Origin of the sequence: Pseudomonas sp. PA-1-3F (genome assembly GCF_021609665.1) — a bacterium.
GTDB lineage: Bacteria > Pseudomonadota > Gammaproteobacteria > Pseudomonadales > Pseudomonadaceae > Aquipseudomonas > Aquipseudomonas paracarnis.
On sequence record NZ_WJZD01000008.1, the window covers coordinates 1 to 26,318 of the forward strand.

The window sequence follows — 26,318 nt, forward strand, 5'->3', positions numbered from 1 at the left end:
GGGCTGCGTAGCGGCCCCAAAAAAATGGGAGCGCTGCGCACTCCAGCGGGAGCAAGCTCCCTCGCCACAGGTGCGTCGCTTATACAGCACGAGGTTAGCCGCGCTTGTAGGCAATTTCCTTGGTGCCACCTTCGCAGGTGCCAACTACTTTCTGGTCACTTGGCGTAGCACCTTTGTCCACCACTTCCAGCGAATACCCCGAAGCACCCTTGGCGTCGATTTTCGCTGCGATTTCGCTTTTCAGCTCTTCACAAGGCTTGCCCGCCGCCATAGCGGTACCCGCAATGCTCAACAACCCTACCGCTAACAGAAACTTCTTCATCCGTTACTTTCCTTGCGCTGATCAAAAAGAGCGTGCCGACGCTCATCGCGTCGGCACCCGTTGTTTGTAGCGCAGGTTATGGCAATCGGCCAGCGGGCAAAGTTCAACTCTGCCGATCAACTACTGGCAATGCGGAATCCCACTTTGAGCGTGACCTGGAAGTGCGCAGCCTTGCCATCTTTGATGTGACCACGGGTTTCGGTCACCTCAAACCACTCCAGATGCTTGATGCTTTTGTTGGCTTCAGCCAGGGCATTGTTGATCGCGTCTTCGATGCTGGTGGTGGAAGAGCCAACCAGTTCGACTTTCTTGTACGTGTGATGATCACTCATGGCGTTTCTCCTTTAGGTCGTCAATCAAGACTAGCAGCGAATGTGCGTACTGCTTCAGGCGACCGTTGGGAGGCGAAAGTTCAGAATTACTGCACTTTCTGAAAGCGGCGCAGTCGGTATCTACACACGCCACTCAATCACTTCAGGAGATGTCCACATGGCCAACACTTCTTTACGCAAAGCGTCGCTGGAAAGCATGGAAGCCGAGATTTCGAGCCTGCTCAAATCGCTGGAGAGCCTCAAAGACGACGCGTCCGATGAGTCGCGCAAAACGCTGAAGGCCTTGAAAAGCAATGCCGAGAACGCCCTCAAGCACTCTCGCCACCTGATCAGCGACGCCTACGAAGAAAGCAAAGTCAAAATCCGCGAAACCAGCGCTGCCACCCGTGACTACGCACAAGAGCACCCCTGGACGACCGCCGGTGTCGCCGTTGGCGCGCTGGGCCTGCTGGCGGCTTATCTGCTGTGCAAACGCGGTGACTGATTGACCGGTTACATCGGTTGACGCAACAGCTCAGCCTTGAGCCATTGCGCCAACTGCCCGGCGCGCCCGTCTGCGGCGCGCTTGGGTAGCCACAACGCCAGGTGCGCCGGGGTTTCACTGAACCCCCAAGGCGCCACCAGGCGACCCGCTCGCAGGTCCTCTGCCACCAGCGGTTCTGGCGCAATTGCCACTCCCAAGCCGGCAACCGCCGCTTCCAGCAGATAATACAAATGCTCAAACCCCTGGCCGAGTTTCAGCGCGCCGGGCTCTAGGCCGTGTTGCCGTGCCCAACTGGGCCAGGCTTGCGGCCTTGAGGTGGTGTGAAGCAAGGGTTGCTCCAGCAGATCCGACGCTGGGGCCTGACGCAGTTGTTCAAAACCGGCGAAGCGGGGGCTCAAGACCGGGCCGATGCGCTCGCTGGCCAGCTCATACACCTGCATATCCGCCGGCCACGGCGGCTCAGCGAATACCAGCAAGGCATCCAGCCCCGGGCGGCGCGGGTCCAGATCGCCTTCGCCCGCCGACAGGTGCAAGCGTAAATCCGGCAAGTCAGCATTCAACCGCCCCAGCCGAGGGATAAACCAACGCGCCAGCAAACTGCCTGAACAACCAAGAACGAAGGGCGCGTCAGCGCCGCGTTGGGTGAGTTCGGCGCACACGTCGCGCAAACGCTCGAAAGCCTCGCTGCTGGCATCTCGTAGCCTGACGCCAGCATCTGTGAGTTTAAGGCCGCGCCCATCCTTGATGAACAGGCTCACGCCCAAGTGCTCCTCCAGCACTTTCAACTGGCGGCTGACCGCACCATGGGTCACGTGCAATAGCTCCGCAGCCTGGCTGACGCTGTTAAGGCGAGCGGTGGCTTCAAAAGCGCGCAGGGCGTTGAGGGGAGGAAGGTCGCGGCTCATCTGTGAGTTTTCCTGACAGGTTGCGGCGATCTTATCGGTTTTCAGGTCAGAGCGTCACGAGTAGAGTGACCGTCATTGCCTTTAAACACATTTTTCCTGGAGCGTCCCATGACTCAGTCCCAGACCGATCTACGCAACGGCCCTGACGCCAACGGCCTGTTTGGTGCGTTCGGCGGCCGCTACGTCGCTGAAACCCTGATGCCGTTGATTCTCGACCTGGCCCGTGAATACGAAGCGGCGAAGGTAGATCCGGCGTTTAATGAAGAATTGGCCTACTTTCAGCGCGATTATGTCGGGCGCCCAAGCCCGCTGTATTTTGCCGAACGCCTGACCGAGTTCTGCGGCGGCGCCAAGATCTACCTCAAGCGCGAAGAGCTCAACCACACCGGCGCGCACAAGATCAACAACTGCATCGGCCAGATCCTGCTGGCCCGGCGCATGGGCAAGAAACGCATCATCGCCGAGACCGGCGCCGGCATGCACGGCGTGGCCACCGCAACCGTGGCAGCGCGCTTTGGCCTGCAATGCGTGATCTACATGGGCACCACCGACATCGAGCGCCAGCAGGCCAACGTGTTCCGCATGAAGCTGCTGGGCGCCGAGGTCATCCCCGTGGTCGCCGGCACCGGCACCCTCAAAGACGCCATGAACGAAGCCCTGCGCGACTGGGTAACCAATGTCGACAGCACCTTCTACCTGATCGGTACCGTGGCCGGGCCACACCCATACCCGGCGATGGTGCGCGACTTCCAGGCCGTGATCGGCAAGGAGACCCGCACCCAGTTGCAAGCCCAGGAAGGCCGCCTGCCGGACAGCCTGGTGGCGTGCATCGGCGGCGGTTCCAACGCCATGGGCCTGTTCCACCCATTCCTGGATGACACCAGCGTCGAGATCATCGGTGTTGAAGCCGCAGGCCATGGCATCGAAACCGGCAAGCACGCTGCCAGCCTCAACGGCGGCGTACCGGGCGTGCTGCACGGCAACCGCACCTTCCTGCTGCAGGACGACGACGGCCAGATCATCGACGCCCACTCGATTTCCGCAGGCCTGGACTACCCCGGAATCGGCCCGGAACACGCCTGGTTGCATGACATCGGCCGCGTCCAGTACACCTCGGTAACGGACGACGAAGCCCTGCAAGCCTTCCACAAATGCTGCCGCCTAGAAGGGATCATTCCGGCACTGGAAAGCGCCCACGCCCTGGCTGAAGTATTCAAGCGCGCGCCAAACTTGCCCAAAGATCACCTGATGGTGGTCAACCTCTCGGGCCGTGGCGACAAAGACATGCAGACCGTGATGCACCATATGGAACAGTCCAAGCAGGAGAAACACTGATGAGCCGCCTGCAAACCCGCTTTGCGCAACTTAAAGAACAAAATCGCGCCGCCCTGGTGACCTTCGTCACCGCTGGCGACCCCGGCTATAACACCTCGCTGGCGATCCTCAAGGGCTTGCCGGCCGCCGGCGCCGATGTGATCGAGCTGGGCATGCCCTTCACCGACCCGATGGCCGATGGCCCGGCCATCCAGCTGGCCAATATCCGCGCACTGGGCGCCAAGCAGAACTTGTTGAAAACCCTGCAGATGGTTCGCGAGTTCCGCCAGGACAACGACGACACGCCGCTGGTGTTGATGGGCTATTTCAACCCGATCCACAAATACGGCGTGTCGCAGTTCATTGCCGATGCCAAGGCAGCTGGCGTCGACGGCCTGATCGTGGTGGACATGCCCCCCGAGCATAACGGCGAGCTGTGCGACCCGGCCCAGGCCGCAGGTATCGACTTTATCCGCCTGACCACGCCGACTACCGATGACGTGCGCCTGCCTACTGTGCTCAATGGCAGCTCCGGGTTTGTGTATTACGTGTCGGTCGCCGGTGTCACCGGGGCGGGTGCCGCCACCCTGGAACACGTCGAAGAAGCCGTGGCCCGTCTGCGCCGCCATACCGACCTGCCGATCAGCATCGGCTTTGGTATCCGCACACCCGACCAGGCAGCGGCCATCGCACGCTTGGCGGACGGGGTGGTAGTGGGTTCGGCGCTGATCGATCATATCGCCACGGCCAAGAACGACCAGCAAGCCATTGATGGCGTGCTGACCCTGTGCGCAGCGCTGTCGGAAGGTGTGCGCAACGCACGCAAGTAAGTTGCACGGCGCGACGACCGCAGCTTATACGCTAGGCTTCAAAGGAGGTGGGCATGTCGCCCACCTCCTTTTTTAATGCACTTCGTGCCCTTTGCCGTCTAACCACCTTCGCAAGCCCCGCAGTCCTTGCCCCTCGGTCGTTAAGTTAGCCGCATCAGAAGTCATTCTTGGCTCTTAGGAGTACATCATGGCATTTGATCTCGTCACCGTTTCAGACCGTCGTCACTCAACCCTGCAAAAGGGTTTCAATCTGCGCTGGCCCTTTGGCAATGTGCAGGGCCAGTCTTCGCCCAATGGCGCCAACCTGATTTACCTTTGCCGCAGCCCGCAAGACATCATGGACGCCGCCGCCCAGGCCTTGGCCCTGCCCAATGGACGCATCACCGTACGCAGCGGCGGTCATTGCTACGAAGGGTTTGTCGCTAACAAGATGCCAGACAGCCCGAATGAGGTGCTGTCGATCCTGGATATCAGCGCGCTGAACCGAGTGATCTACGATGCCAGCGGCCAGATCGGTTCCGAGCTGCGCCCCACGCAGCCCTTTCGCTACCGCTTTCGCCTGGAGGCCGGCGGCCAGAACTGGGACGCCTATGGCGCTTTGTACAAGCTGGCGAACAAAACCTTGCCCGGCGGCTCATGCTATAGCGTGGGCCTGGGCGGACACATTTGCGGTGGCGGCTATGGGCTGCTGTCGCGCAAGTATGGACTGGTGTGTGACTGGCTCAGCGGGGTCGATATCCTGGTGCCTGACAGCCAAGGCAAAGGGCTAGAACCGCGCCATGTCAGCAGGGACAGCACCCAACAGGACGAATTGGACCTGTTCGCCGCGTGCTGCGGTGCGGGGGGTGGTCAATTCGGCATTATCACCAGCTATTACTTCAAGGACCTGCCACCGGCCCCCAAAGAAGTACTGTGGCTGGTGTTGGAATGGGATTGGTCAGCACTGACCCAGGATGCACTTAACAATCTGCTGGTGGCTTACCAGAGATGGTTCGCCAGTCATCAGAGCAACCCGGACACCTGGGGCCTGGCGACCAAACTGGAAATGCGCCACGAGCACACAGGCAATATCACCTTGGGTATCCATTATGTGGACAAGGAGGGTGAGCTGAACGACCGTGCGCCCTTCGATGATTTTGTCGACAAGATGCTCACGGCCGTCGGCTTACCTGCCACCGAGTCGCTGGTGCCGTTTCATGTGGTCCATTTGCCGCCCGGCACAGCCGGCGGGCGCCCCATCGACTCAGTCTCATCCGCCCAGGCTGCGGCGCGGCGCCTGGACTGGCTGGTGTGCCAGCAAACATTGAATGGTTCGGGAGACAATCAGCGTGGGCGCTATAAATCGGCCTATCAGAAAGGTGAGTTCAGCCCCCAAGTGCTACAGGCCATCTGGACTACCCTGACCTGGCCGGACCCTGACAACCACCTGACACAAAGCCTGATCCAGATTCAGTCCTTCGGCGGCCAGATCAACGCCGCCAGCGCGCCCGTGCGCAAGGAGTCGTCGGCCGCCCAGCGTTCGTCCTTCCTCAAGTGGCAACCCCAGTGTTACTGGCACGACGACAGCGCGGCCGCGGATCAAGCCCATGCCGACTGGATCCGAGGGCTGTACGTCAATGCGTTTGCCGATGCGCAAGGCGTACCGCTCAACAATGCGTTCGAAGGCTGCTACATCAATTACCCCGACCTCGACATGACCTACACAGGCGGTAATCCGGCCAACGGCAAAAACCCCCAGTGGTACAAAATCTTCTTTCCCGATCTGATGATCGAAAGCCGCTTGCGCCGTACCAAGCAGCGCTGGGACCCGCACAATATATTTCGCAACGAGATGTCGGTGCCGTAGAACGAAAAAAGGGCGACCCGAAGGTCGCCCTTTTTACAGCTCGATCCGCTCGACTTTGCCGACCAGCAATATGTAGGAAAGCGCGCCGAGCAGCGCCAGGACCGCAATGTAGGTAATGGCCGGCGCAAATGACGAGCCACTGGCCAGAAAGCCAATCACGATGGGCGTGGCAATTGCCGCCAGGTTGCCGATGAAGTTGAACACCCCGCCGGTCAGCCCCAACAGACGGGCAGGCGCCAAGGTCGACACCAGCGACCAGGTGATCGACGCCAGGCCATTGCCGAAAAACGCCACCGCCAGAAACGCGATGACCCACCCCGTCGAGTCCACATAGTTGGCCCCGATGATCGCCGTGGAAATCAGCAGCCCACTGATGATCGGCAACTTGCGCGCAAAGCCCACCGATGCCCCACGGCGAATCAGCCAATCGGAAAACACCCCAGAACACAGCACGCCCACAAACGCGGCCAGGAACGGCAAGGAGGCCAGCAAGCCAGACTGGATAAAGTCCATGCCGCGATATTTCACCAGGTACGTCGGGAACCAGGTCAGGAAGAACCACAGCGTGGAGTTCAGGCAAAACTGGCCCAGGTAGATGCCCCACAGCTTGCGTTTGCTCAGCACGATGCCGAGGTCGGTCCAGCTGAAGGGTGCCTTGACGGTTTTAGCCTGCATGTCCACCAGCCCGCCACCGTCGCGGATCAGTTGGATTTCGGCTTCGTTGGCGCCTTTGAAATCTTTGGGCTCGCGGTACACCGCGTACCAGATCGCGGCCCACAGGATGCCGACGCCCCCGGTCACCACAAACACCATGTGCCAGCCGTACTGGTGCTGCAGCCACGCCAGCACCGGGGTGAGGAACGCCAGGCCGACGAATTGCCCGGAGGTATAGACGCCGATAGCCGTGGCGCGCTCGCGCTCGGGAAACCAGGTGGTGACCACACGGCTGTTGATGGGATAGGCCGGCGCCTCCAACGCGCCCACGGCCATGCGCAGCACGAACAGCGCGATAAAGCTGGCGGCGAAACCGAGCATCACGGTGGCAATCGACCACAGCAGCAGGGCGGCCGTGTAGAGAATGCGCGGCGGCACCCGGTCTACCAGCCAGCCACCCGGGATTTGCATGGCGGCGTAGGTCCAGCCGAAGGCAGAAAAAATCAGCCCGACTTGCACCGGATCGATCCCCAGCTCGCTGGTCAGCGCGGGCGCAGCAATCGACAGGTTGCTACGGTCGAGGTAGTTGATGACCACGGTGATGAACAGCAGCACCATGATGAAAAAGCGCTTTCTGCTAGGCGTGACTAAAGAAGCCTGCCCGGTGAGGGATTCAGGGTGCATGGGGGTGCCTCTTTTTATATTTGTTGAGGAAGGAACGCGCTCAATGTGGGAACTGGCTTGCCTGCGATGGCGGCATGAATGGCACCACTGCAGTGACTGACCCACCGCCATCGCAGGCAAGCCAGCTCCCACATTTTTTAGCGCGTTTCAATCAGGTGGAAATCACCACTCGGCAAAACTGCCATCGGCATGGCGCCAGATCGGATTGCGCCAGCGATGGCCGATGGCCGCGCGCTCAACCACATACTCCTCGTTGATCTCAATGCCCAGACCTGGGCCGTTGGGGATCTTCACAAAGCCCTGGTCATAGTCGAATACGCCTGGATCACGCACATAGTCGAGCAGATCGTTGCTTTCGTTGTAATGAATACCCAGGCTTTGCTCCTGGATAAACGCGTTGTAGCAAACCGCATCCAGCTGCAGGCATGCAGCCAAGGCAATCGGGCCCAGCGGACAGTGCAGGGCCAGGGCCACGTCGTAGGCTTCTGCCATGTTGGCGATCTTGCGGGTTTCGGTGATACCACCTGCGTGGGAGGCGTCCGGCTGGATAATGTCGACGTAGCCTTCGCTGAGCACCCGCTTGAAATCCCAGCGCGAGAACAGGCGCTCACCCAAGGCGATCGGCGTACTGGTCAGCGGGGCCAGTTCTTTCAGCGCCTCGTAGTTTTCGCTGAGCACCGGCTCTTCAATGAACATCAGTTTGTACGGGTCGAGCTCTTTCATCAGCACCTTGGCCATCGGCTTGTGCACGCGGCCATGGAAGTCGACGCCAATACCCACGTTAGGGCCGACCGCATCGCGCACAGCAGCGACATTGGCCAGGGCCAGGTCGACTTTTTCGAAGCTGTCGACAAACTGCAATTCTTCGGTGCCATTCATTTTCACGGCTGTGAAGCCACGGGCCACCGCCTCTTTGGCGGCACGGGCAGTGTCGGCGGGGCGGTCACCGCCGATCCATGAGTACACGCGGATTTTGTCACGCACCTGTCCGCCCAGCAGATCGCTGACCGACACACCGAGGGCCTTGCCCTTGATGTCCCACAACGCCTGGTCGATGCCGGCGAGGGCGCTCATGTGTACCGCGCCGCCTCGGTAGAAGCCGCCGCGATAGAGCACGGTCCAGATATCTTCGATATTGCGAGGGTCTTTGCCGATCAGGTAGTCGGACAGTTCTTCGACGGCGGCGGCCACCGTGTGAGCGCGGCCCTCGACCACAGGCTCACCCCAGCCGGTCACACCCTGGTCGGTTTCGACCTTGAGGAAGCACCAGCGCGGCGGAACGATAAAGGTCGTCAGTTTGGTGATTTTCATCTCTTGTCTCTCTTATAGATGCAGCGCCTGTGGGCGCGGAATATGCTCTCAGCTCAGGGCTTTCCAGGCGGCGACATAAGCCTGGGCACGGCTCGCAACCTGATCCACTGTCATGCCCGGCTTGAACAGCCCGGAACCCAATCCGAAGCCCTTGGCGCCGGCGTCGGTAAACACCTGCATGTTGTCCGGGGTAATGCCGCCCACCGGCAGCAGCAACGTGCCCGCCGGCAATACCGCCAGCCATGCCTTGATCACTGAAGGGCCCATCTGCTCGGCCGGGAACAGCTTCAACACATCGGCGCCTTCGGCCAGTGCGGCAAAGGCTTCGGTAGGCGTGGCTACCCCAGGCGACAAGTACAGGCCCGCCGCTTTGGCGGCACGCAGCACCTTGGCATCGCTGTGGGGCATGACGATCACCTGGCCTCCGGCCGCCTTGACCTGTTCGACCTGCTCAGGCGTCAACACCGTGCCGGCACCGATCAGGCAATCGGCGGGCAAGCTGTCGCGCAGGGTGCGAATGCTGGCGTAAGGGTCTGGCGAGTTGAGCGGCACTTCGATCACGCGAAAACCCGCGTCGTACAGCACCTGGCCGACCGCCTGGGCTTCGTCGGGGCGTAGGCCGCGCAGGATGGCGATCAAACCGTTTTGTGCGAGTGCTTGCTTGAGCATGTCAGGCCTCCAGTACAGGTCGAATGAGCCCGGCGGCTTGCGCCAGTTGCCACAGGCCACGCTCGGTGGCTTCTTGCGCCAGGCTGACGTGGGCAAATCCGCAAAGGGCGAGGGCGCGTTGATAGCGGGCGCAAAGTGCAGCAGCGCCGACCAGGATGATCGGCTGATGTTTGGCCGAATCTGGCAAGCCGGCGAGCTCATGTCCGATGAGCAGGCCAGACAGGTAATCGGGTTGCTGGTCGGGCGCCAGCTGCGCGGTGAGCCCAAGGGTACGGGCACTGAACAGGGTCGAAAGCACGCCACGCTGGCCATCGTTGGACAGCGCTACGCGCACGCCTTGATCAAACGCCTCGGCCTGGAACTGCTCGCTCGCTTGTTGGGTACGCCCCAGGATGCTGTGCTTGCTCAACACCGCAAACACTTCGCCAGTCATGAAGGTATCGAAATGGGTAATGCGGCCTTCCACCACCTCGACCCACTTGGAATGGCTGCCGGGCAGGCCGATCAACACCTGGGGCCCAAGGCCTTGCAGTACGCCGAGCACTTGGGTTTCTTCGCCACGCATGACATTAGGCAGACCCACTTGCTCGATCACCCCCGGCACGATATGCACCTGCACCCCACGCAGGCTGCGTATGCCATGCAACGCCTGGCCGAGACTGGCGACATCCACCGGCGTGCTGCGATAGGCCGCCTCGCTCCAACCCTGTGCGCTGCCGACCATGCCGCAAGCGATCACCGGTAGCCCGGGCTGGGCATCAAGCCAATCGCCACAGGCGCTATCGAACGCCAGTTCAAAGCCGTCAGTGCATAGCACACCGGCTATTTCCCGGGGCTCTGTGGGCAAATGCATGATGCCCCAGGCTTGCGAGCGCTGTTCCAGCACAACGCCCGCGGGGCCGAGTTTGTAAGCACGAAGGGAGCTGGTCCCCCAATCGAGCGCGATCAATTGCGCCTGCATCGCTTCACCTGAAATGAGTGGGTGCTGAAAAAAGCAGATGGGCGAATATAAACCTAGGGAGCGGAATATCTCAATATATAAATATCAATCCCATATAATGATACAAGACAAGATAAATCCTACAAACATTCTTGTTTTTACTTAGGGAAGGCTGCGGATTTATCGGGTAAGGAAGGTTAAAAAATCGACAAGTCCAGCTCGCGCATCGCGCCCATCCAGATGGCGTAATCGGTGTGGTCCTTGAGGTCGTCACCGGTTTCAGGGTGCAGGAACACCACCAGACCATTGCGATGCAGCGCCAGCCACGGCAACACCACACCGATATATTCCGGCTCGAACGCCAGCTGGCAACTCCAATCCGGGTGCGGGCCCACGGGCCGCTCGTGCACACGGCCCATGCGCAGCGGGAACAACTTGGCGGCGTCCTCACAGAGCGTGCGCGCCTGCTCAATCGTGCTGGCGTCGAAGTAGATATGGGCGTGGTAGCCCTTGATACGTTGCATGACTGACTCCGGTTCCACTGTGGGCCGATCCTAGACCGCAATCGACGGCAGGGCCAGCCCGGTCAACGAGTGCGCACTGTTGGCCTGTTCCGCCACAAGCCACTCGACAAAGCGGTCCACCAACTGTCCGCGGCGTTTGCGCTGGGGTTGCACCACGTAATAGCCCAAGCGCGAGATCACCGTGGAGCTGATCGGCCGGCACAGCCAATTCTGCTCTAGCAGGTTATCCACCAGGTGGCGCCAGCCGATGGCGACGCCCTGGCCGGCAATCGCGGCCTGGATCAGCAAGGTGTAGTTGTCGAAGCGCAATTGCCCCGGGGTCGGCGCAGCCGTGATACCCAGTTCGCGGAACACGCCGTTCCAGTCAAACCACTGGCTGTTGTTTTCCTGGCGCAGGTGCAGCAACGGGCAGTCTTGCAAGGTCTGCACCGTCAGGGGCGCGACCTGCTCCTTGAGCCACTGTGGGCTGCACACCGGGAACACTTCCTCATTGAACAACCACAGGCTCTCGCCCTGCTTGAAACGGCCATCGCCGAACAGCACCGCCACATCAATATCGCTGCGCAGGGTGGCCGGGTTGCGCTCACTGGTGACCAGGCTGACATCCACCTGCGGGTTGGCCTGGTGAAAACGATGCAGGCGTGGCATCAGCCAATAGGCGGCGAAGGCAAAGTCGGTGGCGACTTGCAGCACTTCATGCTGGCTTTGTTGAGTGATGGCGCCGAGCCCCTGGTTGATGTTCTGCAGGCCGCCTTGCACATGCTCGAACAGCAGGGCACCGGCGTCAGTCAGTTCGATGCCGCGGTAAATGCGATCAAACAGGCGGATCGCCAGTTGCTCTTCAAGGCGTTTGATTTGCTGGCTGACCGCCGGTTGGGTGGTGCCCAGCTCCATCGCGGCCGCGGTGAAACTGCGATGACGCGCCGCTGCCTCAAAGGCGCGCAGCAAATCGAGAGAGAGGTCACCCAGCGCTTCATACATAAGCTCAACTTATCCTAGTCATTGCTGCTCATGGGCTTTACCCCATAATTCATGGGCCGCATGCTCATTGGCATAAATACTGCCTATGGAATGCCGAGAAACCATGAAGCGCAAGAACATTCTTTTCATCATGGCCGATCAGATGGCCGCGCCGATGCTGCCGTTCTACGGGCCTTCCCCGATCAAGCTGCCCAACCTCAGCCGCCTGGCGGCACAAGGCGTGGTGTTCGACGCAGCCTATTGCAACAGCCCGCTGTGCGCACCGTCGCGCTTCACCTTGGTCAGCGGCCAGTTGCCGAGCAAGATCGGCGCCTACGACAACGCCGCCGATTTCCCCGCCGATGTGCCGACCTATGCCCACTACTTGCGCCGCCAGGGCTACCGCACCGCACTGTCGGGCAAGATGCACTTCTGCGGCCCCGACCAGTTACACGGCTATGAGGAGCGCCTGACCAGCGACATCTATCCCGCCGACTACGGCTGGGCAGTGAACTGGGATGAGCCAGACGTACGACCTACCTGGTATCACAACATGTCCTCGGTGCTGCAAGCCGGACCGTGCGTGCGCACCAACCAGCTGGATTTCGACGAAGAGGTGGTGTTCAAGGCCCAGCAATATCTGTTCGACCATATCCGTGAGGAAGGTGACCAGCCATTTTGCCTGACGGTGTCGATGACCCATCCCCACGACCCTTACACCATTCCCAAGCCGTTCTGGGACTTGTACGCAGACACCGACATCCCAATGCCCGCGACGCCGCCCCAGGCCGACCTCGACCCGCATTCCCAGCGGCTGCTCAAGGTTTATGACTTGTGGGACAAACCGCTGCCTGTGGATAAGATCCGCGACGCGCGCCGCGCCTACTTCGGTGCCTGCAGCTACATCGACAGCAACGTCGGCAAGCTGCTGCAGACCCTGGAAGACACCGGCCTGGCCGACGACACCCTGATCATTTTCTCTGGCGACCACGGCGACATGCTTGGCGAGCGCGGCCTCTGGTACAAAATGCACTGGTTTGAAATGGCCGCCCGCGTGCCGCTGCTGATCAGTGCGCCGGGGCAGTTCGCCGCTGGCCGCGTCACCCAGGCCGTGTCGACCGCCGACTTGTTGCCGACCCTGGTGGAATTGGCCGGCGGGGAACTGGACCCGCACTTGCCGCTGGACGGCCGCTCACTGGTCCCGCACTTGCAGGGGCAGGGCGGGCATGACGAAGTGTTTGGCGAATACATGGCCGAAGGCACCGTCAGCCCATTGATGATGATTCGCCGGGGCGCCTACAAATTCATCTACAGCGAGGACGATCCTTGCCTATTGTTCGATGTGCACAACGACCCGAGCGAGCAGGAAAACCTCAGCCAGTCAGCTGAACATCGGCCATTGTTCGAGGCGTTCTTGCGTGAAGCGCGGGCTAAATGGGACATCCCGGCGATCCATCAACAGGTGCTCGCCAGCCAACGCCGTCGCCGACTGGTGTTTGAAGCGCTAACCCATGGCAAGCTCAAGAGCTGGGATCACCAGCCACTGGTAGACGCCAGTCAGCAGTACATGCGCAACCATATCGACCTTGATGACCTGGAGCGCAAAGCACGTTTTCCACAACCCTGCCAAAACCAATAAGTAGACAGAGGGAAGGCCATGCAAAAGTTGAACGTGGTACTGAGTTTGGTGATGCTCAGCAGCGCCCAGGTGTACGCAGACACGCGCTGCGAAACGGTAAAGATGGCCGACCCAGGCTGGAGCGATATTGCCGCCACCAACGCTATCACCAGTTTCTTGCTGACGGGCATGGGCTATCAACCCAAGGTCGACACCTTGGCGGTGCCGATTACCTTCGGCGGGCTCAAGGACGGCCAGGTGGATGTCTTCCTCGGCAACTGGATGCCGGCGCAGCAAGGCTTCTACGACAAGTTCGTGGCCAACGGCGATGTGGTGCAACTGGCGAAGAACCTGGAGGGCACCGAGTTCACCCTCGCCGTGCCGGACTATGTGTGGGACGCCGGGGTGCATGACTTTGCCGACCTGAATAAATTTGCCGACAAGTTCGACAAGAAGATCTACGGCATTGGCTCCGGCGCGCCAGCCAATATCTCGCTGCAGGAGATCATCAAGAAGAATGATTTCGACCTTGGGCAGTGGAAGCTGATCGAGTCCAGCGAACAGGCGATGCTCGCAGAGGTCTCGCGAGCGGTGAAAAAACAGCGTTTTATCACCTTTCTCGGCTGGACCCCGCACCCGATGAATGTGCAACTGAAAATGCGCTACCTCAAGGGCGGCGAGCAGTACTTTGGTGCCACCGGCAGCGTCTATACCTTGACTCGCAAGGGTTACGCACAAGCGTGCCCCAATGTCGGCAAACTGCTGACCAACCTGAGTTTTACCCAGGCCATGGAGAACAGCATCATGGCTGACGTGGCCAACAACAAGGTCAGCAATGCGCAGGCGGCGAAGGCGTGGATCAAGGCCAACCCGGCAGTGTTGGACCAATGGTTGGAGGGCGTGAAAACCCTGGATGGCCAGGAGGCGTTGCCAGCGGTAAAAGCCAAACTCTGACGTTAAAATCGGACGCAGAGCGTCCCGAGCAGCATTCCCACGCAGAGCGTGGGAACGATCCCTCTGACGCTTGCCGGCGACCCTGTGGGAGCTGGCTTGCCTGCGATAGCATCACCCCGGTATGCCTGTCACACCGAGGCGCCAGCATCGCAGGCAAGCCAGCTCCCACAAGTACCCATGCATTGATACTCTTGCCAAAACCCTTTACCCGAGCCTGCGATGCCCCGGCCCAACCGCCATACACTTTTGCCCTTCCTGCGCTGGCTGCCGCGCCAAACCCGCGCCAGCGTCGGCCGGGATGCCATCGTCGGCCTCAGCGGCGCGGTGCTTGCGCTGCCGCAGTCGATTGCCTACGCACTGATCGCCGGTCTCCCACCCGAATATGGGCTCTACGCAGCCATCATCCCGGTATTGATCGCCTGCCTCTGGGGCTCGTCCTGGCACCTGATCTGCGGGCCCACGGCCGCCATCTCCATCGTGCTTTACGCCAGCATCAGCCCACTGGCCGTGCCAGGCTCCCAGGACTACATCACCCTCATCCTGTTGCTGACCTTCCTCGCCGGGGTATTCCAGTGGTTGCTCGGCCTGCTGCGCTTCGGCGCGTTGGTGAACTTTGTCTCCCATTCGGTGGTGCTGGGTTTCACCCTGGGTGCCGCCGTAGTGATCGCCTTGGGGCAACTGCCCAACCTGCTCGGCTTGGATTTACCGAGCCAGGCCACGGCTATCAATGGCCTGCTGGCGTTGATCGACCATCGTGGCGAGTGGGACCACGCGTCCCTGGCCCTGGGGCTGGGTACGTTGCTGACAGGTATGCTGCTCAAGTACCTGGTGCCACGCTGGCCGACACTGTTGATCGCCTTGGTGTCGGGCAGCGTGGCGGCATGGCTGTGGCCGGCGATGTTCGGGCATGTGGCACGGGTCAGTTCGTTTATTGGCAAACTACCGCCGTTCAGCCCGTTGCCAATGGATCTGGATCTGGTGCTGCGCCTGCTGCCCAGTGCCGTGGCGGTGGGAATGCTGGGGTTGGTAACCAGCCTGTCGATTGCCCGTTCGCTGTCCGCCCGCTCGCAACAACTGCTCGACGCCAACCAGGAAGTACGCGCCCAGGGTTTATCCAACATCGTGGGCGGATTTTTTTCCGGCTACCTGTCAGCCGGATCGTTCACCCGCTCGGGCCTCAGTTATGAGGCGGGTGCCTGTTCGCCATTGGCGGGTGTGTTTTCGGCCCTGTGGGTGGCGCTATTCGCGTTATTTGGCGCAGCGTTGATTGCGCATATTCCGATCCCGAGCATGGCGGCGAGTATCCTGCTGATCTGCTGGGGCCTGGTGGACCACCGCGGCATTCGTGCGCTGTTCCGGGTCAGCCGCGCCGAATTTGTGGTGATGAGCCTGACCTGTGTCGCCACCTTGTTGTTGGAGCTGCAAACGGCGATCTATGCCGGGGTACTGGCGTCGCTGTTTTTCTACCTCAAGCGCACCTCGCAGCCACGGGTGCAACACTGGCGCGACGGTGAAGCGGATGTGTTGCGGGTGGGCGGCTCGATCTTCTTTGGCGCCAGCCATTACCTGCAAGTGCGCCTGCAACGTCTGCAGGGTGAGCGGGTGGTGATCGAGGCGCAGCAGATCAACTTTATCGACTATTCCGGGGTGGAGATGCTGCACCAGGAGGCGCGGCGGTTGGCGGGGTTGGGCCGTAGCTTGACGTTGCGTGGGGCCAGGCCGCAGGTGGTCGAGGAACTGATGAAGCTGGAGGGCCCGGATAACTGCCCCCTCCATTTCGAAGATTAAACCCGATCAACTGTGGGAGCTGGCTTGCCTGCGATAGCGGTGGATCAGCGAGCACATGGGTAACTGACCTATTGCTATCGCAGGCAAGCCAGCTCCCACATTAAGTGTGCCCACATCAGCGTGTGGGATCAGGCCAATTGCCGGCGCAGTTCGGCCAGTACGGGCGCCGAATCCGGACGCACACCGCGCCACAGCAAGAAGGCTTCCGCCGCTTGCTCCACCAGCATGCCCAGGCCATCCATCGCCACCGCCGCGCCTTGCTCGCTCGCCCAGCGGCAGAATGCGGTGGGTTCCTTGGCGTACATCATGTCGTAGCAGAAGGTCTTGCCCGGCTCGATCAGGCTGCCGGCAATCGGCGGTACATCACCTGACAGGCTGGCCGACGTGGCATTGATGATCACGTCCACCGGCTCACGCAACCAGTCGAAACCACTGGCAGACACCGGGCCCAGGTCATCGAACAGCTCAGCCAGTCGCTCGGCCTTTTCCACGGTGCGGTTGGCGATGATCAACGACGAGGGTTGCTGCGCCAGCAACGGCTCCAGCGCACCGCGCACCGCGCCACCGGCGCCCAACAACAGGATGCGTTTGCCTAGCAGGCTCAGCCCGGCATTGACCGTCAAGTCGCGCACCAGGCCCGCGCCGTCGGTGTTGTCGCCCAACAATGTACCGTCAGCCAGTTTGCTCAAGGTGTTCACGGCGCCGGCGCGCTGGGCACGTTCGGTCAGGGTATTGGCGAGGCGATAGGCCTCTTCCTTGAACGGCACGGTCACGTTGGCGCCACGGCCCTGTTGGAAAAACTCACGGGCACAGGCGGTGAAGTCCTCCAACGGCGCGAGCTTCGTGCTGTAGTCCAGTTGCTCGTCGGTCTGGGCGGCGAACAGACGATGAATCAGCGGCGACTTGCTATGGCCGATGGGGTTGCCGAACACAACATAACGGTCCATCACACCGCCGCCTTGGGCGCGGCAACGCCGAGCCAGTCACGGTCTTGCAGGAAGTAGTCGGTGAGGCGCGCCTCTTCGCTGCCGGCTTCGGCCTTCCAGTCGTAGCTCCAGCGTACCTGAGGTGGCAGCGACATCAGGATCGACTCCGTACGCCCACCCGATTGCAGGCCGAACAGGGTGCCACGGTCATAGACCAGGTTGAACTCAACGTAGCGGCCCCGGCGGAACTCCTGGAACTGGCGTTGTTGCTCGGTGTACGCCATGGCCTTGCGACGCTGCACAATCGGCAGGTAGGCATCGATGTAGGCATCGCCGATGGCGCGGATGAAGGCGAAGCAGGTGTCAAAGCCCCACTCGTTCAAGTCATCGAAGAACAGACCACCGATGCCACGGGGCTCGTTGCGGTGTTTGATGTGGAAGTAGGTGTCACACCAGGCCTTGTAGCGTGAGTACACGTCCGGGCCAAACGGTGCACAGGCCTGCTCGGCCACGCGGTGCCAGTGAATGCAGTCTTCTTCATTGCCGTAATACGGGGTGAGATCGAAGCCACCACCGAACCACCACACCGGTTCTTCACCTTCCTTTTCAGCGATGAAAAACCGCACATTGGCGTGGGAAGTCGGTACATGCGGGTTATGCGGATGGATCACCAGCGACACACCCAGGGCCTCAAACCCACGGCCCGCCAGTTCAGGGCGATGGGCACTGGCAGACGGTGGCAGACCGCTGCCAAACACGTGGGAAAAGTTGACACCGCCTTTTTCGATCACCGAACCGTTTTCCATCACACGGGTACGACCGCCACCGCCGGCTGGCCGGGTCCAGGCGTCTTCGATAAAGCGAGTGTCCGTCTCGAAGGTTTCCAGGGCGCTGCAAATGCGGTCTTGCAGGTCAAGCAGGTAGGCTTTAACGGCCTCGGTGCGGGTAGTCATGGCATCACCTTGAATCGGGCAAAGCTACGCGAGGCCCATGGGGCGTCGGCGGCAAATGGGCGCACAGGATACCACTGCGCCTAGATGCCACTGCACTTAGGTGCACAGCAGTTGACGAGGATCAAGCTTAGGAGTCCGATAGGGGGCTACGCAGATTCGAACCCAAGGAGAAGTGCAGATGGCCAAACGTATCCAGTTCAGCGCCCATGGCGGCCCCGAAGTACTTGAATATGTGGACTACACGCCAGCGGAGCCTGGCCCACAGCAGGTTCGGGTGCGCAACGAGGCCATCGGCCTGAACTTCATCGACACCTACTTCCGCAGTGGCCTCTACGCGCCGCCCGCGCTGCCATCGGGCCTGGGTGCGGAAGGCGCTGGCGTGGTGGACGCGGTGGGCAGTGAAGTCAGCCAATTCAAAGTTGGCGACCGCGTGGCCTACGGCAGCGGCCCGCTGGGTGCCTACAGCGAGCTGCATGTGTTGCCTGCGGCCAACCTGGTGCACCTGCCGGATGAGATCAGCTTCGAACAGGCCGCCGGTGCCATGCTCAAAGGCCTGACCGTGCAATACCTGTTGCGCCAGACCTATGAGCTCAAAGGCGGTGAAACCATTTTGTTCCACGCCGCTGCGGGTGGCGTGGGTTCCCTGGCCTGCCAATGGGCCAAGGCCCTGGGGGTGAAGTTGATCGGCACGGTCAGCTCCCCGGAAAAAGCCGCCCTGGCCAAATCGCTAGGCGCTTGGGAAACCATCGACTACAGCAAGGAAGATGTCGCACAACGCGTACTGGAATTGACTGACGGCAAGAAGTGCCCGGTGGTGTACGACGGCGTCGGCAAGGACACCTGGCTGACCTCACTGGACAGCGTGGCTCCGCGGGGTTTGGTGGTGAGCTTCGGCAACGCGTCGGGTGCGGTGGATGGGGTGAACCTGGGGATTCTGTCGGCGAAGGGTTCGCTGTACGTCACCCGGCCGACTTTGGCGACCTACGCCAACAGTGCGGCAAACTTGCAGGCGATGGCGGACGATCTGTTTTCGATGATCAAGAGCGGCAAGGTGCGCATTGATATCAACCAGCGCTACCCGCTGGCGGAGGCGGCCAAAGCGCAGACGGAGTTGTCGGCACGGCGCACGACTGGCTCAACCATCCTGCTGCCTTAAGATCGTTCACGCTCTGCATGGGAATGCATACCGTGACGCTCTGCGTCACAAGCGGACGCAGAGCGTCCAATGCGGCGTTCCCACGCAGAGCGTGGGAACGAGCTTCACCTTACGAGGGGCGCACCACATCACCCGTCACCAGGTCCCGAATCAGGCTCGGGTTCTTGCGCCCACCCAGGGCGCCGCCCAACACCAAGTCCACTTGCCCGCGAAAATACTGCTCTACGCGAAGCCGCGTGCGGGCCGCCGGGCGGCCCTGAGGGTTGGCCGAGGTGGAAATCAACGGGCCGACCTGGGCGCACAAATCTCTCACCAACGGATGATCACTGACCCGCAGCGCTACGGTGTCATGCACACCCGTGACCCATTCAGGCAGCAAGTCTTGATGGGGCACCAGCCAGGTATTCGGCCCTGGCCAAGTGCTGGCCATGCGTTCGATCCACGTTTGCGGGAAATCTTCAAACAGAAAGTCGAACTGACGAATATTATCCGCCACCAGGATCAGGCCTTTGTCGACCGAGCGGTTCTTGATCGCCAACAGTCGATCCACTGCTTCTTCGTTCCACGGGTCGCAGCCCAGGCCCCAAACCGCTTCGGTCGGATAGGCGATCACTGCGCCTGCGCGAATTTCCCGTGCGGCTTCCAGCACACGCCACCTGTTGACCATTGTTTACTCTCCGGACTAAAGCTCTGGGCAGTTTACCGATCTTCGTTACAAAACCTAGCGCCAAAAACGGGCCACTACAAAAGCGGGCACCGCGCCAGCCAGCGCCCGCTTTCGCAAATCACCTGGCCCTCCAACTCCAGTTCCGTCAGGGTGGCCAGTACTTGGGACAACGGCCGACCGCTGGCAATCGCCAAGGCTTCGCTGGTATGCGGTGCCGCATGCAGCAGCGCTACCAGCGGATGGATCACGGGCACCGGCGCAGCATGGGACAACCGCTGCCAACCGCGCAGGCTTTCAAGAATGTGCTCGATGGTTTCCACAAGCACCGCGCCATCACGGATCAGTTGATGACAGCCCTTGGCGGCGGGGTGGTGGATGGAACCCGGAATCGCGTACACCTCGCGCCCTTGCTCCGCCGCCAGGCGTGCGGTGATCAGCGAGCCGCTGGCCATACTGGCCTCCACCACCAGCACGCCTAACGACAGCCCGCTGATAATCCGGTTGCGCCTTGGGAAATTACCGGCCTGGGGCGCTGCATCCAGCGGAAACTCGGAAACCACGGCGCTGCCTTGGGCAATCATCGCGGCGGCGAGCCTGCGATGGCGCTGTGGATAAAAATTTTCCAGGCCCGTGCCGAGCACGCCTATGGTATGGCCGCCTACGTCCAATGCCGCCTGGTGCGCCGCGCCGTCAATGCCCACCGCCAGCCCACTGGTGATGACAAAACCGGCGCTCGCCAGGCTACGGGAAAAGGCCGCTGCCGTGTCCATGCCCGGGCGAGAGGCACGCCGACTTCCCACCATGGCCAACTGTGGTTTTTCCAGAATACCGGGGTCGCCCGCCACGAATAACAACGGCGGCGCATCGTCGATCTGCGCGAGCAACGCCGGGTAATCAGGTTGGTCCCACATCAGCAAATGCTGGGCCGGGCGCCCCAGCCAGGCCAACGCTTCACTGGCACCGTCACGGACTTTGGGGCTACGTCGGGCCTCGGCACTGACGGCGGGCAAACCGAGGGAATGCCAGGCGCTGGCGGGAGCACTCAGGGCCTTGGAAGCGCAACCAAAGGCTTCGATCAATACGTGAAAACGCTTGGGCCCCAGTTCTGGCAGCCTGTGCAAGCGTAGCCGGGCTTCCAGCTCTGCCGGGGAAATATCGCTACTGTTTATCGGATTCATATGATCATCCTTGACCGGAACAAGCTGTGGATAACTCTGTTGGTAACTTATTTAGCAGGCTATTTATTGCGCTTGATCAGCCGTCTCGAAACGGTCTTGCACGGCTAGCGACCGTGAAGCACTGAGCACCAGGGCATAGCTGAGCTTTTCATAGGTACGAAACACCAGAAGGGTGCCGGCTCGCTCATCCGGGAGTGGCGTGGGCGTGCCGGTGAGGGCGTCTCGCACGGTGGCGCCAGCCTTGATCACCGTCAGCAGTTGGCCCTCCACCAGGCCATCGCGGCGGCCCTTGTTCAGGGTCACAGCGTCGAGCACGCCAATCTGCGTGACGCCCTTGGGGATGTCGATGATACGCCCTGTAATCAAGGGTGCAGGTTTGCACGGCCCCAGGTTCGCCAAAGCAACGGGAGGCTCGGCGCGCAACAAGCGGTCGCCTGGGCGGATTTCCTGGGTCACCCGTTGCACTGCGAGGGTGGTGAGGCTGTCGGCAAGCACAAAGCGCGCAGTGCCGATGTCGTCGGCATTGATGCCGAGTAACTCCTGGGTAACGGGGTCGGTGTAGGCCTTGCCTCGCCGAAAGATCCCGTAGCTCGGCTGGGCCGGGTCCAGACGCCCGCGCGCATGCACACGCTCGTCGTTGGCACCCAGCACGCGCCCGCCTTGCGCCGCAATAATATAAGGCGCGTTATCCAGGTCCTCGGGCGAGTCAAAAATACGGTTGTGCAGTAAAAAATGCTGGATGGCCTGTTGCGCTGCCTGATCCAGGCGCTCAGTGGGTTGCGCAATCAACGCCGTGGCGAACGGGGCCCACAGCAGCAAGACGAGTAGCGATTTCCTCATGGGGTGAATCTCCTTTATTATGTGCGTTCGCGTGAAATGCCATGGCCTTCGCGGCTTCCGAGCGTTTCACACCGGCCGTATGGGTCCATCCCACCGCCGATTTGTCTCTTCCTCACATGTGCAGCAATTACGCTTATGGCTATTTTGAACATCCTCGAATTTCCCGACTCGCGCCTGCGCACGATCGCCAAGCCGGTGGCCGTAGTGGACGACAAGGTTCGTCAGTTGGTCGATGACATGTTTGAAACAATGTATGAAGCCCCGGGCATCGGCCTCGCCGCTACCCAGGTCAACGTGCATCTGCGTGTCGTGGTCATGGACCTGTCGGAAGATCGCAGCGAACCTCGGGTGTACATCAACCCTGAGTTCGAACCGCTGACCGAAGAGATGGGCGAATACCAGGAAGGCTGCCTGTCGGTGCCGGAGTTCTACGAGAATGTGGAACGCCCGCTGCGCGTGAAGATCAAGGCGCTGGACCGTGACGGCAAGCCTTTCGAACTGGTTGCCGAAGGCCTGCTGGCGGTGTGTATCCAGCATGAATGCGACCACCTCAACGGCAAGCTGTTTGTCGATTACCTGTCCACGCTCAAGCGTGACCGCATCAAGAAGAAGCTGGAAAAAAAGCATCGCCAGCAAGCCTGATGCCCTTCTTCCAAAGGCTTGCTGCGGCAAGCCTTTTTCTTTTGTGACTGTTTTTAACCGAGAACTCCCATGACCGAGCCATTGCGCATTGTTTTTGCCGGCACTCCTGAATTTGCCGCCGAACACCTCAAGGCGCTGCTTGCCAGCCCTTATGACATCGTCGCGGTGTACACCCAGCCGGATCGCCCGGCCGGTCGCGGGCAAAAACTGATGCCGAGTCCGGTCAAGCAGTTGGCGCTGGAGCACAACATTCCTGTGCTGCAGCCGCCGACCCTGCGTAACGCCGACGCCCAGGCCGAACTGGCCGCGCTGAAGCCCGACCTGCTGGTGGTGGTGGCTTACGGTTTGATCCTGCCTCAGGCTGTGCTGGATATACCGCGCCTGGGTTGCATCAACAGTCATGCTTCACTGCTGCCACGCTGGCGTGGTGCGGCGCCGATTCAGCGCGCCGTTGAAGCGGGCGATCAGGAGAGCGGCGTGACCGTGATGCGCATGGAAGCCGGCCTGGATACCGGGCCGATGCTGCTCAAAGTCACCACCCCGATCTCCGCCCAAGACACCGGCGGCAGTCTGCACGACCGCCTGGCTGAGCTGGGGCCGCCCGCCGTGATCCAGGCCATCGCTGGCCTGGCTGCCGGCACCCTGCAAGGTGAAATCCAAGACGACAGCCTGGCCACCTACGCCCACAAGCTGAACAAGGACGAAGCGCGCATTGACTGGAGCCGCCCAGCCGTGGAGCTGGAGCGCCTGGTACGTGCCTTCAACCCATGGCCGATCTGCCACAGCACCCTGAACGGCGAAGCCTTGAAAGTGTTGGCCGCGACCCTGGCCGATGGCGTAGGCGCTCCCGGTGAGATCATCGGCGCCAGCAAAGACGGCCTGTTGGTGGCTTGCGGTGAACAGGCGCTGTGCCTGACGCGTCTGCAATTGCCCGGCGGCAAGGCGCTGAACTTCAGCGATTTGTTCAACAGTCGTCGTGAGAAATTCGCCCTGGGCACCACGCTTGGAGTGGTCACTCAATGAACCCACGTCTGGCCGCCGCCAAGGCTCTCGCCGCTGTGCTCAATGGCAAGGCTTCGCTCAACAGTTCTCTGCCGACGCAGTTGGATAAGGTTGAAGACCGCGACCGCGGGTTTACCCAGGACCTGGCCTTTGGCACCGCCCGTTGGCAGCCACGGTTGTCTGCGTTGGCCGCCAAGCTGCTGCAAAAACCGTTCAAAGCGGCGGACGCGGATGTCGAGGCGCTGTTGCTGGTGGGCCTCTACCAGTTGCTCTACACCCGCGTGCCGGCCCACGCCGCTATCGGTGAAACCGTCGGTTGCGCCGACAAGCTGAAAAAGCCCTGGGCCAAGGCCCTGCTCAATGCCGTGCTGCGCCGCGCCCAGCGTGAAGGCGAAACGCTGTTGGCCGAGCTGGAACATGATCCGGTGGTGCGCACCGCCCACCCGCGCTGGCTGCAAAAATCCCTGAAGGCCTTTTGGCCCGAGCAATGGGAGGCTATCTGCGCGGCCAACAACGCACACCCGCCGATGATCCTGCGGGTCAACCGTCGCCACCACAGCCGGGATGCATACCTGCAATTACTAGTCGGCGCGGCCATCAACGCCACCCCGTGCGTGTACAGCACGGACGGTATCGTGCTGGAAGTCGCCGCCGATGTACGCAGCCTGCCGGGCTTTGCCGAAGGCTGGATCAGCGTGCAGGACGAGGCCGCGCAATTGGCTGCCGATCTGCTCGATTTGGCCCCAGGCCAGCGCGTACTCGACGCCTGCTGCGCGCCAGGCGGTAAGACGTGTCACATCCTTGAGGTTGAAAAAGACCTGGCCGGTGTGGTGGCTGTGGACCTTGAGGCCAAGCGCCTGGTGCGCGTGCGGGAAAACCTTGCACGCCTGGGCCTCAACGCCGACCTGATCGCCGCCGACGGCCGCGACACCGCCACCTGGTGGGACGGCAAGCCATTCCAGCGCATCCTGCTGGACGCTCCTTGCTCCGCCACCGGCGTGATCCGACGTCATCCGGACATCAAGCTGACCCGCCAGCCCGACGACATCGCCGCCCTGGCGGTGTTGCAAGGCGAACTGCTCGACGCGCTGTGGCCAACCCTGGAAGTCGGCGGCATCCTGCTTTACGCCACCTGCTCCACGCTGCCCACCGAAAATACCGAGGTCATCCAAGCTTTCCTCGCCCGCACCAGCGGCGCGCGCGAACTGGACCTCGCCACTAGCGCCGGTATCAAGCAGCCCCACGGTCGCCAACTGCTCGCGCAGGAAGGCGGGCACGATGGCTTCTACTACGCCAAACTGATCAAGATCGCTGCCGCGCGCGGCTGAATGGTTTTAAGGGAGTGACCGGATGAAAATCATCATCCTTGGAGCAGGGCAGGTTGGTGGCACGCTGGCCGAACATTTGGCCGGTGAAGCCAACGACATCACCGTGGTCGACACCGATGCCGAGCGCCTGCGCAACCTGGGCGACCGCCTGGACATTCGTACGGTGCAAGGTCGCGCGTCGTTTCCGACGGTGCTGCGTCAGGCCGGTGCCGACGATGCCGACATGCTGGTGGCTGTGACCAACAGCGACGAGACCAACATGGTCGCCTGCCAGGTCGCCCACACCCTGTTCCATACCCCGACCAAGATCGCTCGGGTGCGGGAAGCGGCTTACCTGACCCGCGCCGGGTTGTTCGACAACGACGCCATTCCGGTGGACGTACTGATCAGCCCGGAACAGGTGGTGACCCACTACATCAAGCGCCTGATCGAAATTCCAGGTGCGTTGCAAGTCATCGACTTCGCCGAAGGCAAAGCGCAACTGGTGGCAGTGAAGGCCTATTACGGCGGGCCGTTGGTGGGCCAGCAACTGCGCCAGCTGCGTGAGCACATGCCAAACGTGGAAACCCGCGTCGCCGCGATTTTCCGGCGTGACCGGCCGATCCTGCCCCAGGGCGACACGGTGATCGAAGCAGACGACGAAGTGTTTTTCATCGCTGCCAAGGCGAATATTCGCGCGGTCATGAGCGAAATGCGCAGGCTCGACGAGAGCTACAAACGCATCGTCATCGCCGGCGGTGGGCAGATTGGCGAGCGTTTGGCCGAAGCCATCGAAAGCCGCTATCAGGTGAAGATCATCGAGATGAGCCCGACGCGGTGTCGGCATTTGTCCGACACCCTCGACAGCACTGTCGTACTGCAAGGCAGCGCCTCGGACCGTGATCTCCTGATGGAAGAGAACATCGCCGACGCGGATATCTTCCTGGCCCTGACCAACGATGACGAAGCCAATATCATGTCGTCCTTGCTGGCCAAGCGGCTGGGGGCGAAGAAGGTGATGACCATCATCAACAACCCGGCCTATGTGGACCTGATCCAGGGCGGCGATATCGACATTGCCATCAGCCCGCAGTTGGCGACCATCGGTACCTTGCTCGCCCACGTGCGCCGTGGCGACATTGTCAGCGTGCACTCGTTGCGCCGTGGCGCAGCGGAAGCCATCGAGGCGATTGCCCACGGTGACTCCAAGTCCAGCAAAGTGATTGGCAAGGCGATCCGCGATATCGGCCTGCCGCCTGGTACCACCATTGGCGCGATCATTCGCGATGAAGAAGTGATCATTGCCCATGACGATACGGTGATCGCCACCGGAGACCACGTGATTTTGTTCCTTGTGGATAAAAAACATATTCGCGATGTTGAGAAGCTGTTCCACGTGGGGCTGAGTTTTTTCTGATTAAAAAATTGTGTGAGCCTGCCGCCGCCATCGCGGGCAAGCCCGCTCCCACATATGATCGCGCTCCAAGTGTGGGAGCGGGCTTGCCCGCGATG

At 61.2% G+C, this 26,318-nt stretch carries 26 protein-coding genes; 12 read left to right on the forward strand and 14 right to left on the reverse strand.

Annotated elements, in window-relative coordinates:
* Window positions 1-94 precede the first annotated feature (94 nt).
* Together GIV26_RS07185 and GIV26_RS07190 are read right to left on the reverse strand one after the other, a co-directional pair.
* Window positions 95-322 carry a DUF1161 domain-containing protein gene (locus tag GIV26_RS07185; RefSeq protein WP_054897252.1) on the reverse strand — a complete coding sequence of 76 codons (228 nt, stop codon included), beginning with the start codon at window positions 320-322 and terminating at the stop codon, window positions 95-97.
* A gap of 116 nt (window positions 323-438) precedes the next feature.
* Window positions 439-654 (reverse strand): dodecin, encoded by a 216-nt coding sequence (locus GIV26_RS07190; protein ID WP_005783406.1) that lies wholly within the window; start codon window positions 652-654, stop codon window positions 439-441.
* 157 nt (window positions 655-811) lie between these two features.
* Between GIV26_RS07190 and GIV26_RS07195 the strand changes: the two genes are divergently transcribed.
* Complete coding sequence (locus GIV26_RS07195) at window positions 812-1,138, forward strand: DUF883 family protein (RefSeq protein WP_003187304.1); 327 nt, start codon at window positions 812-814, stop codon at window positions 1,136-1,138.
* A gap of 8 nt (window positions 1,139-1,146) precedes the next feature.
* Here GIV26_RS07195 and GIV26_RS07200 read toward each other — a convergent pair whose 3' ends face one another.
* The gene (locus GIV26_RS07200; protein WP_054897253.1) at window positions 1,147-2,043 is read right to left on the reverse strand and encodes a LysR family transcriptional regulator; all 897 of its coding nucleotides are present in this window, start codon (window positions 2,041-2,043) and stop codon (window positions 1,147-1,149) included.
* A gap of 108 nt (window positions 2,044-2,151) precedes the next feature.
* Between GIV26_RS07200 and trpB the strand changes: the two genes are divergently transcribed.
* From trpB to GIV26_RS07215, 3 genes are all read left to right on the forward strand, one after another.
* Complete coding sequence (gene trpB, locus GIV26_RS07205) at window positions 2,152-3,378, forward strand: tryptophan synthase subunit beta (RefSeq protein ID WP_003187301.1); 1,227 nt, start codon at window positions 2,152-2,154, stop codon at window positions 3,376-3,378.
* Window positions 3,378-4,187: a tryptophan synthase subunit alpha gene (gene trpA / locus GIV26_RS07210; protein ID WP_054897254.1), complete on the forward strand. Its 810-nt coding sequence runs from the start codon at window positions 3,378-3,380 to the stop codon at window positions 4,185-4,187. Before trpB ends, trpA begins: the two co-directional genes overlap by 1 nt.
* Window positions 4,188-4,374: 187 nt before the next feature.
* Window positions 4,375-6,033 (forward strand): FAD-dependent oxidoreductase, encoded by a 1,659-nt coding sequence (locus GIV26_RS07215; protein ID WP_236279904.1) that lies wholly within the window; start codon window positions 4,375-4,377, stop codon window positions 6,031-6,033.
* 33 nt (window positions 6,034-6,066) lie between these two features.
* Here the strand turns inward: GIV26_RS07215 and GIV26_RS07220 are convergent, their stop codons facing one another.
* The 6 genes from GIV26_RS07220 to GIV26_RS07245 all read right to left on the reverse strand — a co-directional run bounded on the left by GIV26_RS07220 (window position 6,067) and on the right by GIV26_RS07245 (window position 11,796).
* A complete protein-coding gene (locus tag GIV26_RS07220; protein ID WP_032894350.1) occupies window positions 6,067-7,371 on the reverse strand; it encodes an MFS transporter in 1,305 nt (434 codons plus the stop codon).
* A gap of 162 nt (window positions 7,372-7,533) precedes the next feature.
* On the reverse strand, window positions 7,534-8,682 hold the full coding sequence (gene dgoD, locus GIV26_RS07225; protein ID WP_003187297.1) for a galactonate dehydratase: 1,149 nt from the start codon (window positions 8,680-8,682) through the stop codon (window positions 7,534-7,536).
* Window positions 8,683-8,730: 48 nt separating this feature from the next.
* Entirely contained in the window at window positions 8,731-9,351 is a 621-nt protein-coding gene (locus GIV26_RS07230) for a 2-dehydro-3-deoxy-6-phosphogalactonate aldolase (protein WP_054898859.1), read from the reverse strand.
* Window position 9,352: 1 nt separating this feature from the next.
* Window positions 9,353-10,312, reverse strand: coding sequence for a 2-dehydro-3-deoxygalactonokinase (locus GIV26_RS07235; protein WP_034129204.1), 960 nt, complete (start codon window positions 10,310-10,312; stop codon window positions 9,353-9,355).
* A gap of 176 nt (window positions 10,313-10,488) precedes the next feature.
* The gene (locus GIV26_RS07240; RefSeq protein WP_014716300.1) at window positions 10,489-10,815 is read right to left on the reverse strand and encodes a DOPA 4,5-dioxygenase family protein; all 327 of its coding nucleotides are present in this window, start codon (window positions 10,813-10,815) and stop codon (window positions 10,489-10,491) included.
* A 30-nt stretch (window positions 10,816-10,845) separates the two neighbouring features.
* Entirely contained in the window at window positions 10,846-11,796 is a 951-nt protein-coding gene (locus tag GIV26_RS07245; protein ID WP_034129203.1) for a choline sulfate utilization transcriptional regulator, read from the reverse strand.
* Window positions 11,797-11,899: 103 nt separating this feature from the next.
* Between GIV26_RS07245 and betC the strand changes: the two genes are divergently transcribed.
* The 3 genes from betC (at window position 11,900) to GIV26_RS07260 (ending at window position 16,135) form a co-directional block, all read left to right on the forward strand.
* Window positions 11,900-13,414, forward strand: coding sequence for a choline-sulfatase (gene betC / locus GIV26_RS07250; RefSeq protein WP_236279906.1), 1,515 nt, complete (start codon window positions 11,900-11,902; stop codon window positions 13,412-13,414).
* Window positions 13,415-13,432: 18 nt separating this feature from the next.
* Window positions 13,433-14,347 carry a choline ABC transporter substrate-binding protein gene (choX, locus tag GIV26_RS07255; RefSeq protein WP_034129201.1) on the forward strand — a complete coding sequence of 305 codons (915 nt, stop codon included), beginning with the start codon at window positions 13,433-13,435 and terminating at the stop codon, window positions 14,345-14,347.
* Window positions 14,348-14,566: 219 nt separating this feature from the next.
* Window positions 14,567-16,135: a SulP family inorganic anion transporter gene (locus GIV26_RS07260; RefSeq protein ID WP_198862133.1), complete on the forward strand. Its 1,569-nt coding sequence runs from the start codon at window positions 14,567-14,569 to the stop codon at window positions 16,133-16,135.
* 128 nt (window positions 16,136-16,263) lie between these two features.
* On the opposite strand, the gene aroE is transcribed toward GIV26_RS07260, so the two are convergent.
* Together aroE and hemF are read right to left on the reverse strand one after the other, a co-directional pair.
* A complete protein-coding gene (aroE, locus tag GIV26_RS07265) occupies window positions 16,264-17,082 on the reverse strand; it encodes a shikimate dehydrogenase (RefSeq protein WP_197900090.1) in 819 nt (272 codons plus the stop codon).
* Window positions 17,082-18,014, reverse strand: coding sequence for an oxygen-dependent coproporphyrinogen oxidase (hemF, locus tag GIV26_RS07270; protein WP_014716294.1), 933 nt, complete (start codon window positions 18,012-18,014; stop codon window positions 17,082-17,084). The genes aroE and hemF overlap by 1 nt, the downstream gene beginning before the upstream one ends.
* Window positions 18,015-18,192: 178 nt before the next feature.
* On the opposite strand from hemF, the gene GIV26_RS07275 reads away from it, so the two are divergent.
* On the forward strand, window positions 18,193-19,170 hold the full coding sequence (locus GIV26_RS07275; protein ID WP_034129198.1) for a quinone oxidoreductase family protein: 978 nt from the start codon (window positions 18,193-18,195) through the stop codon (window positions 19,168-19,170).
* A 109-nt stretch (window positions 19,171-19,279) separates the two neighbouring features.
* Here GIV26_RS07275 and GIV26_RS07280 read toward each other — a convergent pair whose 3' ends face one another.
* From GIV26_RS07280 to GIV26_RS07290, 3 genes are all read right to left on the reverse strand, one after another.
* Window positions 19,280-19,837, reverse strand: a complete 558-nt coding sequence (locus GIV26_RS07280) for an L-threonylcarbamoyladenylate synthase (protein WP_034129197.1) — start codon at window positions 19,835-19,837, stop codon at window positions 19,280-19,282.
* 74 nt (window positions 19,838-19,911) lie between these two features.
* On the reverse strand, window positions 19,912-21,015 hold the full coding sequence (gene dprA / locus GIV26_RS07285) for a DNA-processing protein DprA (RefSeq protein ID WP_236279915.1): 1,104 nt from the start codon (window positions 21,013-21,015) through the stop codon (window positions 19,912-19,914).
* Between the two features lie 63 nt (window positions 21,016-21,078).
* The gene (locus tag GIV26_RS07290; protein ID WP_236279917.1) at window positions 21,079-21,855 is read right to left on the reverse strand and encodes a peptidoglycan-binding protein; all 777 of its coding nucleotides are present in this window, start codon (window positions 21,853-21,855) and stop codon (window positions 21,079-21,081) included.
* Window positions 21,856-21,990: 135 nt separating this feature from the next.
* On the opposite strand from GIV26_RS07290, the gene def reads away from it, so the two are divergent.
* From def to trkA, 4 genes are all read left to right on the forward strand, one after another.
* Window positions 21,991-22,497 (forward strand): peptide deformylase, encoded by a 507-nt coding sequence (gene def, locus GIV26_RS07295; protein WP_020301426.1) that lies wholly within the window; start codon window positions 21,991-21,993, stop codon window positions 22,495-22,497.
* Between the two features lie 69 nt (window positions 22,498-22,566).
* Window positions 22,567-23,520 (forward strand): methionyl-tRNA formyltransferase, encoded by a 954-nt coding sequence (gene fmt, locus GIV26_RS07300; RefSeq protein WP_034129194.1) that lies wholly within the window; start codon window positions 22,567-22,569, stop codon window positions 23,518-23,520.
* Window positions 23,517-24,827, forward strand: coding sequence for a 16S rRNA (cytosine(967)-C(5))-methyltransferase RsmB (gene rsmB, locus GIV26_RS07305; RefSeq protein WP_236279919.1), 1,311 nt, complete (start codon window positions 23,517-23,519; stop codon window positions 24,825-24,827). The genes fmt and rsmB overlap by 4 nt, the downstream gene beginning before the upstream one ends.
* A gap of 22 nt (window positions 24,828-24,849) precedes the next feature.
* Window positions 24,850-26,223 carry a Trk system potassium transporter TrkA gene (gene trkA / locus GIV26_RS07310; protein WP_014716287.1) on the forward strand — a complete coding sequence of 458 codons (1,374 nt, stop codon included), beginning with the start codon at window positions 24,850-24,852 and terminating at the stop codon, window positions 26,221-26,223.
* Window positions 26,224-26,318 lie beyond the last annotated feature (95 nt).